The following is an 11,724-nucleotide window of genomic DNA, read 5'->3' on the forward strand; positions in this document are numbered from 1 at the left end:
TCTGTGCAAACCCCTTCTCATACGGGTTGGTGCCTGGGGTTAGTTGCTGTTGAGATAGGATTTATAAAGGAAATCGTAGTTATGACCACTAAACCAGACCGTGTTGTTCTAATCGGCGTAGCCGGTGACTCTGGATGCGGTAAATCTACTTTCCTGCGCCGACTGGAGGATCTGTTTGGGGAGCAATTCATCACGGTTATTTGCCTAGATGATTACCACAGCTTGGATCGTTATCAACGGAAGGAAACGGGTATTACTGCTCTAGACCCTAGAGCCAATAATTTTGATTTGATGTACGAGCAAATCAAAACCCTCAAAGGTGGTCAATCCATCGATAAGCCCATTTACAACCACGAAACAGGTCTTATTGATCCCCCCGAACGCATCGACCCCAACCACGTGATTGTGATTGAAGGTCTACACCCTCTCCATGATGAGCGGGTTCGAGGGTTGATTGATTTCAGTGTTTATCTGGATATCAGTGATGAGGTCAAAATTGCCTGGAAGATTCAGCGAGATATGGCCGAACGGGGGCATACCTATGAAGACGTTCTCGCCTCTATCAATGCTCGCCGCCCTGACTTTGAGGCCTACATTGATCCGCAAAAGCAGCATGCAGATGTTGTGATTCAAATCTTGCCGACTCAACTTCTGAAGGAAGAGAAACCCGGCAGCATTCTGCGAGTCCGACTGATTCAAAAAGACGGTGTGCCTGATTTCGCCCCTGTCTACCTCTTTGATGAAGGATCAACCATCAACTGGGTTCCTTGTGGCCGCAAGTTGACCTGTTCTTACCCCGGCATTCGGATGGCCTATGGTCCCGATGACTACTACGGTAACGCTGTCTCTGTCCTAGAAGTAGACGGTCAGTTTGAGAAGCTGGATGAGGTAATTTACATCGAAGGCCATCTCAGCAATACCTCGACTAAGTTTGAAGGTGAGATGACTGAATTGCTGCTCAAGCATCGAGACTATCCCGGTTCCAACAATGGTTCTGGCTTGTTCCAAGTCATTGCTGGACTCAAAATGCGATCAACTTATGAGAAGTTGACCTCCACTAAAACCTCTGAGACGGTTGGCGTCTAAGGTAGAACCACCCGTTAGATTTCCTGATTGGGTACTGAGAATTATCTCAGTACCCTTATATTTTGTCTGCTACGCTTAGCCGATCGACATGGATGCACTATGCGGGTTGAATTCAAGGGGAACCACGACTTCAGACAGGGGATGAACACGAGTCGTGTCACGATGGACATTGATCTGATAAACCATGAGTGAAGACAGTTCCAAGGCCGTTAACCAGCCACTCATGGGATGGTAAGCGCCTGTATCGATATCTAACCAACCCGCACCTTGCACCAGTTGCCCCGGCTCGACACCTGGGAACGTAAAGGTCATAGTGTGGCCCGTAATAATCTGCTTATTGCTAAAGTAGGGCGCGGACATATGGTGGAATTCACGGCGAATCCAGCAAAATTCTTGGGCCGTCTGATTCTCTAGCGGAAGGTCAGGATGAAGGCCCGCATGCACCAACCAATAATCCCCTAAATCTAGATAGCTGGGCAAGGTTTTAAACCAAGCTAAATGTTGCCAAAGATGCTGTTTGGAGCTGTAGCTTTGGAGCGTTTCGCTACCACCCGCTTGTAGCCACATTTGTAAGACGGAAGAGTGTGAAGAGAGATTTGCATTGGCTAAAGCCGAGACCATGAGCTGTTCATGGTTGCCGAGCAAGCAGGAGTAGGACCGCTCTATGACAAAATCCACAATTTTAGAGCTGTTGGGACCCCGATCAATGAGATCGCCGAGAAAGAAGACTTGGTCCGCAGCATCCAATTCGAGGAGGGAGATTAGCTGTAGCAATCCTTGGTAATGACCATGAACATCCCCAATGACAAATCGTCGCGATTCTGGAGTCGTCATTTGCAAACAAAGTATGGAGCATGGGGGGACATAGGGATAACGATTTCTGGATCAATACGCTAGGTAAACAACACGGCAGAATACAGCAGCTACAATCCTATGGACCTCTCTTTTCAAGTATGACCGATTTACGGTGAAATCGAGTAGTTATTTTAAGAATTAGACAAGCAGTAATCTGCTATGACTCACCGAACAGATACTGTTTTCACACCCTGGTTTAAAGAGACATCAATATGGATTGCATACAGGTCAATGGAATTCGTAGCTACGGTTACACAGGCTTTCTGGCAGCAGAACAGGAGTTAGGACAATGGTTTGAAGTGGATTTAGGGCTATGGCTGGATTTGACGGCAGCGGGTCAGAGCGATCGCATCGACGATACCTTAGACTACCGCCAAGTGATTGAGCAGGTGAAACAGCTGATTTCAACGTCAAAATACGCTCTATTGGAGCGCTTGGCCACGGCAATCATCGAACAGCTCCTCCAGTATTCACAGATCAGTCAGGTCAAAGTTCGCTTGACCAAAGTTGCCGCCCCCATACCAGACTTTTCGGGACAAATTAGCATTGAACTGACGCGATCGCGGCCGCCATCAGCGCCTTGAGATTCTTGATACTTCGAGCAGTGCCTTCATAAATTTTGCGACATACCCTATACTTAATATAAAGTTACAAATGAACTACTTTCGGAGTCTTACATCCTATGAATTCACCCGAACCCATGTGGGGCTTTACCGACTTCGCCGAAAATTTTAGTGGTCGTTTGGCAATGTTGGGATTCTTTCTTGGCTTTGTAACCGAAGTCATTTCCGGCGAAGGCATATTGGCCCAAATCCTGTCTCTGTTCAGCTACTAACGATTCACTAACTTACGGAACCATTCCTCTTGGCGAAACTCAACAAAGAGTGTATCGCTGCGAGCTTGTTCTCGTAGATTCGGATTGAGCTGAATCGCACGTTCCAAGTTTTCAAACCCCAAGTCAGTCTGCCCTTGGAGCAGATAACACACCGCTTTGCCATAGTAGGCATTGGGGTAGTCAGCGTTGATTTCTAGCGCCTTATTAAGGCTAATCAGGGCGTCGCGATCGCGCTCCAGCTTGATCAACGCATAGCCTCGATGGCTCCAAGCTTTGTAAGCTTCAGGTTTATGGGTAACCGTGTGCTCAAAGGACTCAAACGCTTCTTCATGGCGTTCTAACACCTGTAACGCTAATCCCCGATTCAGCCAAGCAGCAGCATCCTCTGTTTCATGCTGAACCACATGATCAAAGGAGGCAAAGGCGTCTTCATGGCGTTGGAGGGTACCCATCACAAACCCTCGATTCATCCAGGCATCGCGATGGTTGGGGTCAATGGCGATCACACGTTCATAAGCAGCTAGGGCCTCATCCCAGCGCTGGAGACGCTCTAACAGCCTGCCGCAGTCCATCCAAGTCTGTGTATTGTCTGGCTGGAGTTGGGCGGCTTCTTTTAAGGCCCCTAAGGCGCCCTCATAGCGTTGGAGTTCCTTGAGTAATTGGCCTCGACGTTGCCAGAGGGCCGGATCTTCAGGGGTTAACTCAATTGCCCTATCAAGGGAACCGACGGCATCTTCCAGTTGCTGTAAGCCCACTTGAGCTTCGACGCGCTGACACCAGAGGTAGGGATCATCCTGCTTGAGTTCCAGAGCTTGATCGTAGGTGGTCAACGCCTGTCGGAAATTGCGGTCTGCGAGGAAGGCATCGGCTTGCTGAATATAGTCGGCAACATCTAAGAACAGATCCGGATGATTGGCCTGTAAGCGGTCTAAAGGCCCCAAGGCCGTCTGCAATTTTTCGTTAATTTCAGCCACGGCATCCCCGGCAATTTGAGCGGGAGAAAGGGCTGCCAGTTGCTGGAGAATCTGATCTTTACGCGTTTGGGCATCAGCCGCAATGGTTGATAAGTCTTGCTCCGTTTGAGCCGCCAACACTTGCAAAGATTGCTGCGTTTGATCCTGTGATCCTTGTACGTTGGTTTTTAAGTCGGCCAGTTGATTGGATACCTGGGTGGTCAAGGCTTGTAAATCTTGGACGGCCTGTTCTTGGGTGGTTTGCACCTCTGTTTTTAAGTCAGCCAGCAGCGTCGAAGCATTATCCGTCAGAGCCTGTACATCGGCCAGGGCATTGGTCTTTTCTGTATCTAGCTGAGTTCTGTAGTTGAACAGCTGAGTGGTGAATTCAGACTCTTGGACCTGTAGCCTTTGCAGGGTTTCAGTGGCCTGGGTTTGGAAGCTGTCTTGCGCCTCCGTCAACTGACGCGTAATTTCAGTACCCACCTGTTTAAGACGAAGGAGGAATGACTCTTTCTTCTCGTTGGCCTTGACCTGAAGCTGGGTTTCAACCTCCTCAAGCTGGGGGGTGAAGTCACTTTCGAGCTGTTTGAGATTTTGCAGGATCAGTTCCCACTGTTTGCGGGCTTCTTGCTGGAGGTCAGAGAGTTGGGTAACGTATTCTGCTTTAGAGGTGGCGAGATAGCCAATTAAGGTTTCTTTCTCCGTTTGGGCAATGGCTTGCAGCGCAGCCATTTGCGGCCCAAAATCATTGCTCATTTTTTCGACGCGCGTCAGGATCTTGTCTTGTTCCTGTTCGCTTTTGGTCAGCAGGTGGGATAATTGGGTTTTAAAGGTCGTTTCAGACTGCTGCAAACGCCCGAGAAATTCTGTTTTCTGGGTTTGAGCGTCAGATTCAACGGTGAATAGCTGAGGTTCAATCTCTTCGCTGAGCCGTTTGAGGTGGGTGAGGATGGCCTCTTGTTCAGATCTGAGTTCAGTCTCTAAAGTGGTAAATTTGGCCGTTGTATCGGATTCAAAGGTTGCGATCGCAGCTTCCGTATCGGTCAGCGACCCTTCGATTTTACGGAGGATTTGCTGTTGCTTGGTCGAAAATTCCGCCAGCATATCCGATAACCGCTGGCGCTTACTGGTTAAGTCTTGCTGAAACTGCTCCGACTCTTGATGCAAGTCGGCATCCAAATCTTCCGCCTTTTGTAGAATTACTTCCACGGCATCCGCCGCATCCGCCAGATGTCCTTTTAAATCCCGCATCTCTCGCAGGTGTTTTTGCACCACCTCAGCGACTTCATGAACCACGGCGCGTCGAAGGAGAATAAGACTGACGATCGCCGTCGCCAAAATCAGTCCCAACACTACCAAGAACCAGTTAAACAACCGAGTCGTTTGATTGACGGCTTGGGCGGCTTCTGCCTGGGTTTGCTTCTGTCCCTCTCGCTCTTTCTGCAATTCTTGCAACAGGCGTTGAATCTCTCGCTGTTCCGCCGTTGTGGGGGCTGAAGAAGACTGGGCAAACGCAGGACTCAGCGAGATAAACAAGGTAGAGATGACCGCGCTGTGCCAAACCAATTTACTGAGAGTGTTGGATTTCATCGGACCTTCCTCACCTAGGTGGGGTTTGCGATTGCCTTCTTTACAAGGTAATCGAAATTGAGACGGGTGCTTGCTGTGTTCCTACCATAGTAGTGGTCTAGGGAGCAAGTGCTGTCTCTCCATATCCATATAATGGCAAGCTAACGGAAGATTTCATCCCGCTAGCCCTGCCAGTGTCGGTGTGTTGGCCGTTTCGAAGGATGAGGTGCGGAGAGCCATTTTATTCTTTGAATCTCGAGAAAATTTGCCATAAGATAATACAGTAGTTAGACTTAGATTCCACAAGCTCAACGCACCGCCCATCTTGCCTAGACCTTGAGTGTATCGTTTTTATCAATAGCAGCCTGCACGGCTTACTTCAATGTATAGCGTCCGAAAATCTGTTCTGCTCCTTCAGCCTCTCAAATTTCAGGCTCAAGTGTGGAAGACAGCTCTACAATCTCAGCAGTTCGAGGTGATTGAAGAGCCTGCTGAAATTAATTTTTCCCAACTAGCCGGCCAACGAGATGCCATTGAGCGGGCCAAAATTAGCTTACTGTTGGTAGATCTGGGGGCTCAACATCTCAATGCCTTTGATGTTTGTCGGTGGTATCACGACCATTACCCCCAACTGAAGCTAATTTTGACCTCAGGTTTGCGCAAAAAGGTACTGGCCACTGAACGGCGATTGGTGCAAGACCAAGGGGCAGAGGATCTTTTTCCTGGATTTCAGCAAGATAATATATTGCCTGCGGCGATCAGGCGGGTCAGGCGCATCCTCGAAATTCTGCGCTATCACCCCCTGGCCGAACAAGATCTAGTTGATGATCTGATGACCTTCTATCGCCACGGTGCCGTTCCAGCCCACAAATTACCAACGCCCACGCAGATGGCTTTTTCCACTGCTAAACACAGCCCTGTCGATTTTGAAGACAATCCGCAAACCTCCACCATTATCTTGCCAGAGCGGGCCTATTCGGTGCAGAGCTTACCCAACCCGGAAGCACCACCCACGATCCGGCAACCCCCACCGCTGAAAAAATCAAAACCGAGCCAGTTTTATCTAAAGGCGTCGCTCGTGACGCTGCTGCTCCTGATGGCTGGAGTTTGGGGATGGTTGAGATCGCCCCGTCCACTTCAGTTCAGCCCGAATCAGGGAGCGGCGAATCTGGCACTGGTCCCCACGTTTGCTGAAGTGTCAGATGTTCCAAACGGTTTATATAACTATGGAGGTAGCGCTACTTGGGCGTTGATTCGCCCACAAGTGGAAGCTGCGATCGCAGATACCTATCCCAACCTGCAGCTACGTTATGTGGAAACGGTGAAGGGAACGCCTGGTTCTGGCCAAGGGATCAAAATGCTTTTGGACGGCAAAATTGACTTTACCCAATCGACTCGCCCTCTTCAGGATGAGGAATATGCGATGGCTAAAGAGAGAGGGTTCAAGTTAACCCAGCATACGATTGGCATGGATGGCATCGCCGTGGTGGTTCATCCCTCCCTGGATTTGCCCGGATTAACCCTTTCTCAACTGCAACAAATCTACCTGGGCAAAATCAGCAATTGGCAGGAGTTAGGGGGACCTGATCGAGATATTGTTCCCTTTTCTCGCCAGTCTGGCGATTCGGGCACCGCAGACTATTTTCAAGACTCTGTGCTGAAAAACGCCCCTTTCAGTGACAAAGTCGTCCCCATCTACTCGACCACGGATGCGCTTCGCCAATTAAACCGAGCAACAGGGGGAATCTATTTTGCTTCAGCGGCTGAAGTACTCTACCAATGTATTGGTAAACCGATTCCCTTAGGTCTGAGTGCCGATCAGCTGATTTCCCCACAACAGGACACACCAACCCAGAATTGTCCATCCATCCGTAATCAGCCGAATTTGGCTGCCTTCCGAGATGGGAGCTACCCAATCACCCGCCCTCTCTACGTCATCGTCAAGGAAAACAGGGACCGGGAACAGCTGATCGGCGAAGCCTATACCGATATGATGCTGAGCGAACAGGGACAGCAACTCCTGGAACAAGCTGGATTTGTCCGCATTGAGTAGCATATTCTTCCTGTGTCTCTCTGAACTTAAAGTGAAGTACCAGAGGTTAAGGGGTGTCGGTATCTCGATGTACTGTTGCGGGTGAAAAGGCGGGCAAACATATGGCAATATATTCTGCGCCGTTGGGCGTACTGTAGCGAACCCATTCACCGGGCTCAGTCACAATGGCTTGGCCTGCATTGACTTCTAGAATCCCTCCTTGATGTTCAACTCGCAATTGCCCCTGTAGGACAACGGTCATTTCTTGGAATTCAGGTTGCTGACCTGGTTCTTGCCAGCCTACGGGAGAAACCATACGGGCCACGCTGATCTGGTCCTGGTTGGAATTTACGCGTCCAAAAAATTCTTCAATTCGTTTGGGTTTATTCCCTACAGCGGTGATAACGGTGGGCTGACCAATTAGGGTGGGCATGGCAATCTCCTGTTAAAGTTTTAAGGCAAAGTGATAGCTGTTGATTTGTAAGCCTTCTCGTTGGTAAAACCGATGGGCATCCAATCGCTGCACACCAGAGTCCAAATGAAACTGAGCACAATTTTGCTGGCGAGCATACTGGACAAGCCAGTCTAACAGTTGGTGCCCATAATTTTGTGACCTCATTTGGGCATCTGTGATCAAATCATCGACATACAGAAATCGTCCCCAAGCTAAGCTTTCACTGATCCGAAATCCTGCCACAGAACAGACGCGCTCTGGATTAGATAAGTACGCCAACTGATATCCCACCTGCATTTGTCGGCGGACTTGAGGGATAAAGGCTTGCAATTTTAGGTGCGTTCTCAACTGCACCATCACTGGATAACAGTCCTGAATTTGCTGATCAGTGGTGGCAATCTGAATTTGATTCATGCTTCATTGGCAGTCCGTTGAGAGGGCAGGCATCTGTCTTGACAATCAAGTCGATCTCGGAAATGGTCGCTCAGTTCTGGTTGCTAGATGACTTTGGCATACAACACTTGATCGAGAAACTGTCCTTGCTTGTACACCCCTTTGCGAAAGTATCCTTCTTGTTCAAACCCATTCTTCTCCAAGACCCGGACGGAGGCCCGGTTGGTGGAAAATACCTTGGCATAAATCCTGACCAAGTTCAGTTCTGTTAGGGCGTAGTCACTGATGCTTGCGATCGCAGCTGTTGCAATCCCTTGCCCCCAGAAGGGCTGCCCAACCCCATAGCTCAGCACCCCCGAATAACGACGAATATCATCATGAATATGTAAACTAATCGCTCCCACTGCTTCTTGGCCATTGCCAATGGCAAGATAGAGTCCATCAGTGCGGTTAAGGGCTTGGGCGATCCATCGTTCGGCATCCAATTGGTTACAGGGATAAGGAAACTCGTCTCGCATATTCCGCCAAATTTCTAAATTATCTGCATATTTTTGGAATGCAGCTGCATCTTGCGCTGTCCAAGCTCGCAACTCATATCCTGGAATTCGCAGTGGGATTCGCAAGCTGCTCATGGCCCAGGTTGAAACCATAGAAGTTAAGTTGTTGCCTTCATTAATGTCATCAGTGTTGCGGTTGACTCTGTCCTAGCCCGGTGCTGTGTCCCCGCTTTGACTACCAAGCAATCATGGGTCTTCAAGTCAAAACTGCCCTTTTCTGTGTCAATGGCAACGGAGCCAGAGAGGACCACAAACATTTCATCCGTACGGGGATGGGTATGCCACTTTGCGATCGCATGTCGCATCACCCGTACTTCGACCTGATTACCGTTAAAGCTACCTATGGACTCACTAGCCCAAGATAAAGGGTCTTCTGACAGCTTTTGGGCAATTTCTAACAAATTCACCAATATTCCCACCTCCAATCTGTTTCAAAGTCTCCCTCAGCAGGAGATTGCTAACCCATATCGGATGCCTCAATATGCTGTGCGCCCTACCGAAAAAGATACTGGCTCTCGGTTCTATTCTTTTTTCTTAGGTAAAAAGGGCTGCGTGGCCTCAATATCGACAAAGTAGGCGTCATCACCGTCTCGAATAATCCGTTTGCCCAATCGAGGGAATTCGCCAATTTCAGCATGTCTATGCTCGCCCCCCATTAAATAAACTAAATCTTCTTCAAACGGATTGCGGAGATGATGAGCCACAGAAGGGGTTGGAAAGCCCATAAAGTCTCCAGGACCCACTTCATATTCTTGATCTTCAATTTCAGCAATGCCCCGCCCCGACAGGATATAGACAAACTCCTCCTCGTGATGGTGGGCGTGATAGATAAACGATTCTTTACCCGGCGGTACTCGACTCAGACGTAGGACTGCTCGTTTCATGCCGACCCTCGCTCCTAAGTCCCGCAGATAAATTTCAGAATTGGGGTTCAGGGGGTGCTGAAAGGCAAACGCTGGGGTTTGCTCAATGGCATCAGCGCGCAGAAGATAAGGATTGGTTTCTGTCATTTCCGTCTTCCTTTGAAGGTTGAGCGTTACATCATCAATTCAGTGCGGAACCTACTATCCAGAAACAGGCTGGCCGCGCTCTGAAGCTTGAATGGTCTCAGATTCGGTCTCCCCCGCCTGCAGCCAGTCCTGCATATGCGGATTCTCGAAAATCGTATGGATATAGTCCTGAGCAACTTGGGGTAAAGACACCCCATAGGTGACAAAACGAGACGCAACAGGAGCATACATGGCATCGGCAACCGAAAAGTCCCCAAATAGCCAAGGCCCTGCTTCCCCATAGGTTTGACGGCAAGATTGCCAGACTGAGACAATCCGGTCAATATTGGTTTGACAGGCTTTAGAAGGCTCTACCCCTGTCCGTCGGGCTCGACAATTCATCGGCATTTCAGACCGCAAAGCCATAAAGCCGGAATGCATTTCTGCTGCAACAGCCCGAGCCTGATCCCGGATTGATGAAGGTTGAGGCCAACCTTGCTGATAGGTTTCTGCCACATATTCACAAATCGCCAGAGAATCCCAAATCGTTCCCTCCTCTGTGATGAGGACGGGAACCAGTCCTGAGGGAGAATAGTTGGCCAGTTGCGACTGGGCTGTATCCGTACATAATGGAACCCGCACTTCCTGGAAGGGAGCGCCCACCTGCTTCAGAAAAAGCCAAGCCCGTAATGACCATGAGGAATAGTTTTTATTGCCAATCACTAACGTTAGATCTGCCATGGTGACCTCCAAAATGGTGAGGGTTTTGCCTGGGTCTAAAGGATTCAGCGGTTCTGCAATGATGCTTCGTTGTATTGAACGTCTGATCGGATCTTGCTAAGACAGCAATCGCATTTGTTCATCGGGGGGCTGATATCCCAGATGAGTCCAAGCCGCAGGTGTCGCCACTCGGCCCCTGGGCGTGCGGTTCAGATAGCCAATCTGCATCAGATAGGGTTCATAGACCTCTTCAATCGTCTGAGAATCTTCCCCTGTCGCCGCGGCTAAGGTATCCACACCTACCGGGCCACCGTTATATTGCTCAATCATTACCGTCAGTAGTCGCCGATCCGTCCAGTCCAAACCACAGGGATCGACATTAAACAGCTCTAGGGCTTCCTGGGCAATCGTTTGAGTAATCTCCCCTGAATGCTTGACCTCCGCGTAATCCCGCACCCGTTTGAGCAGGCGGTTGGCAATCCGAGGCGTGCCTCTGGACCGCCGGGCCACTTCCTCTGCCGCATCTGACGTGATTTTGGCCTTGAGGATATCTGCAGTTCGCAATACGATTTGCCCCAGCTCATCGGCTTCATAAAAACGCAACCGTTGGACAAAGCCAAAGCGATCTCTCAAGGGTGACGTCAACGCTCCCACACGGGTGGTTGCACCGACTAGGGTGAAAGGCTTTAAGGGCAAACTACGAATCCGTGCGGACTGCCCCTTACCAATCGTGATATCAAGCCGAAAATCTTCCATCGCCGGATACAGAAGCTCTTCCGTCATCCTCGACAGCCGATGAATTTCATCGATAAACAAGATATCCCGAGGCTGTAAGTTAACCAGCAAACCGACAATATCGCGGGGACGTTCTAAGGCAGGCGCACTCGTCACTTTACAGTTCACCCCTAACTCAGCCGCTAAGATCAGCGAAATCGTCGTTTTCCCCAGTCCTGGGGGTCCATAGAGAAGGAGATGGTCTAGGGCTTCTTGTCGGGACTTGGTGGCCTGGATGGCAATATCCAAAACCTCTTTCAGTTCCCGCTGGCCAATATATTCATCAAACCGCTGGGGTCTGAGCTTATCATCCTGCTTGCCGACAGACTCTTCCTGCACTGCTTCCGGTTGCAATAATGCATCCGTCTGCTGGGGCTCAGACTTTTTGACGGATTTTGCCTGAGTGGGCTTTTTCGACCCATCCGGTTGAGGAGATTGCTTAGAGGAGACAATGGCCATAATAGCCTCCATCATAGCGGCCAAAGGCAGTGGGTGGGAGATCCC

Annotated in this window: 13 protein-coding genes; 4 read left to right on the top strand and 9 right to left on the bottom strand. The window is 49.7% G+C overall.

What is annotated here, in order from left to right; all coding sequences use genetic code 11:
• Window positions 1-81: 81 nt before the first annotated feature.
• The gene (locus tag Q0986_RS11705) at window positions 82-1,086 is read left to right on the top strand and encodes a phosphoribulokinase (protein ID WP_299410274.1); all 1,005 of its coding nucleotides are present in this window, start codon (window positions 82-84) and stop codon (window positions 1,084-1,086) included.
• A gap of 75 nt (window positions 1,087-1,161) precedes the next feature.
• On the opposite strand, the gene Q0986_RS11710 is transcribed toward Q0986_RS11705, so the two are convergent.
• Complete coding sequence (locus Q0986_RS11710; RefSeq protein ID WP_299410247.1) at window positions 1,162-1,920, bottom strand: metallophosphoesterase; 759 nt, start codon at window positions 1,918-1,920, stop codon at window positions 1,162-1,164.
• 233 nt (window positions 1,921-2,153) lie between these two features.
• Here Q0986_RS11710 and folB point away from each other — a divergent pair, with 233 nt between their 5' ends.
• Both folB and Q0986_RS11720 read left to right on the top strand, forming a co-directional pair.
• Window positions 2,154-2,525, top strand: a complete 372-nt coding sequence (gene folB, locus Q0986_RS11715) for a dihydroneopterin aldolase (protein ID WP_299410250.1) — start codon at window positions 2,154-2,156, stop codon at window positions 2,523-2,525.
• 98 nt (window positions 2,526-2,623) lie between these two features.
• Window positions 2,624-2,776, top strand: coding sequence for a high light inducible protein (locus tag Q0986_RS11720; RefSeq protein ID WP_299410252.1), 153 nt, complete (start codon window positions 2,624-2,626; stop codon window positions 2,774-2,776).
• Here Q0986_RS11720 and Q0986_RS11725 read toward each other — a convergent pair.
• Complete coding sequence (locus Q0986_RS11725; protein ID WP_299410255.1) at window positions 2,773-5,322, bottom strand: tetratricopeptide repeat protein; 2,550 nt, start codon at window positions 5,320-5,322, stop codon at window positions 2,773-2,775. The genes Q0986_RS11720 and Q0986_RS11725 overlap by 4 nt on opposite strands.
• A gap of 361 nt (window positions 5,323-5,683) precedes the next feature.
• Here Q0986_RS11725 and Q0986_RS11730 point away from each other — a divergent pair, with 361 nt between their 5' ends.
• Window positions 5,684-7,354 (top strand): PstS family phosphate ABC transporter substrate-binding protein, encoded by a 1,671-nt coding sequence (locus Q0986_RS11730; protein WP_299410257.1) that lies wholly within the window; start codon window positions 5,684-5,686, stop codon window positions 7,352-7,354.
• A 46-nt stretch (window positions 7,355-7,400) separates the two neighbouring features.
• Here Q0986_RS11730 and Q0986_RS11735 read toward each other — a convergent pair whose 3' ends face one another.
• The 7 genes from Q0986_RS11735 to ruvB form a co-directional block, all read right to left on the bottom strand.
• Window positions 7,401-7,766 carry a cupin gene (locus tag Q0986_RS11735; protein ID WP_299410259.1) on the bottom strand — a complete coding sequence of 122 codons (366 nt, stop codon included), beginning with the start codon at window positions 7,764-7,766 and terminating at the stop codon, window positions 7,401-7,403.
• A 12-nt stretch (window positions 7,767-7,778) separates the two neighbouring features.
• Window positions 7,779-8,201 (bottom strand): GNAT family N-acetyltransferase, encoded by a 423-nt coding sequence (locus Q0986_RS11740; RefSeq protein WP_299410262.1) that lies wholly within the window; start codon window positions 8,199-8,201, stop codon window positions 7,779-7,781.
• A gap of 83 nt (window positions 8,202-8,284) precedes the next feature.
• On the bottom strand, window positions 8,285-8,830 hold the full coding sequence (locus tag Q0986_RS11745; RefSeq protein ID WP_299410264.1) for a GNAT family protein: 546 nt from the start codon (window positions 8,828-8,830) through the stop codon (window positions 8,285-8,287).
• Between the two features lie 5 nt (window positions 8,831-8,835).
• Window positions 8,836-9,144: a cupin domain-containing protein gene (locus Q0986_RS11750; protein WP_299410267.1), complete on the bottom strand. Its 309-nt coding sequence runs from the start codon at window positions 9,142-9,144 to the stop codon at window positions 8,836-8,838.
• Between the two features lie 114 nt (window positions 9,145-9,258).
• Window positions 9,259-9,747, bottom strand: a complete 489-nt coding sequence (locus Q0986_RS11755) for a cupin domain-containing protein (RefSeq protein ID WP_299410269.1) — start codon at window positions 9,745-9,747, stop codon at window positions 9,259-9,261.
• A 54-nt stretch (window positions 9,748-9,801) separates the two neighbouring features.
• Window positions 9,802-10,467, bottom strand: a complete 666-nt coding sequence (locus Q0986_RS11760; protein WP_299410271.1) for a glutathione S-transferase family protein — start codon at window positions 10,465-10,467, stop codon at window positions 9,802-9,804.
• Between the two features lie 96 nt (window positions 10,468-10,563).
• A complete protein-coding gene (ruvB, locus tag Q0986_RS11765) occupies window positions 10,564-11,679 on the bottom strand; it encodes a Holliday junction branch migration DNA helicase RuvB (protein ID WP_299410277.1) in 1,116 nt (371 codons plus the stop codon).
• Window positions 11,680-11,724: the final 45 nt, after the last annotated feature.

The sequence above is a fragment of the Acaryochloris sp. IP29b_bin.148 genome (assembly GCF_028285565.1).
In the GTDB taxonomy this organism is placed as follows: domain Bacteria; phylum Cyanobacteriota; class Cyanobacteriia; order Thermosynechococcales; family Thermosynechococcaceae; genus Acaryochloris.

Bases quoted from the DNA above. Each gene is read 5' to 3' on its own strand.
- Q0986_RS11705 (WP_299410274.1), top strand. From the start codon at position 82: ATGACCACTAAACCAGACCGTGTTGTTCTAATCGGCGTAGCCGGTGAC.
- Q0986_RS11710 (WP_299410247.1), bottom strand. From the start codon at position 1,920: ATGACGACTCCAGAATCGCGACGATTTGTCATTGGGGATGTTCATGGT.
- folB (WP_299410250.1), top strand. From the start codon at position 2,154: ATGGATTGCATACAGGTCAATGGAATTCGTAGCTACGGTTACACAGGC.
- Q0986_RS11720 (WP_299410252.1), top strand. From the start codon at position 2,624: ATGAATTCACCCGAACCCATGTGGGGCTTTACCGACTTCGCCGAAAAT.
- Q0986_RS11725 (WP_299410255.1), bottom strand. From the start codon at position 5,322: ATGAAATCCAACACTCTCAGTAAATTGGTTTGGCACAGCGCGGTCATC.
- Q0986_RS11730 (WP_299410257.1), top strand. From the start codon at position 5,684: ATGTATAGCGTCCGAAAATCTGTTCTGCTCCTTCAGCCTCTCAAATTT.
- Q0986_RS11735 (WP_299410259.1), bottom strand. From the start codon at position 7,766: ATGCCCACCCTAATTGGTCAGCCCACCGTTATCACCGCTGTAGGGAAT.
- Q0986_RS11740 (WP_299410262.1), bottom strand. From the start codon at position 8,201: ATGAATCAAATTCAGATTGCCACCACTGATCAGCAAATTCAGGACTGT.
- Q0986_RS11745 (WP_299410264.1), bottom strand. From the start codon at position 8,830: ATGGTTTCAACCTGGGCCATGAGCAGCTTGCGAATCCCACTGCGAATT.
- Q0986_RS11755 (WP_299410269.1), bottom strand. From the start codon at position 9,747: ATGACAGAAACCAATCCTTATCTTCTGCGCGCTGATGCCATTGAGCAA.
- Q0986_RS11760 (WP_299410271.1), bottom strand. From the start codon at position 10,467: ATGGCAGATCTAACGTTAGTGATTGGCAATAAAAACTATTCCTCATGG.
- ruvB (WP_299410277.1), bottom strand. From the start codon at position 11,679: ATGGCCATTGTCTCCTCTAAGCAATCTCCTCAACCGGATGGGTCGAAA.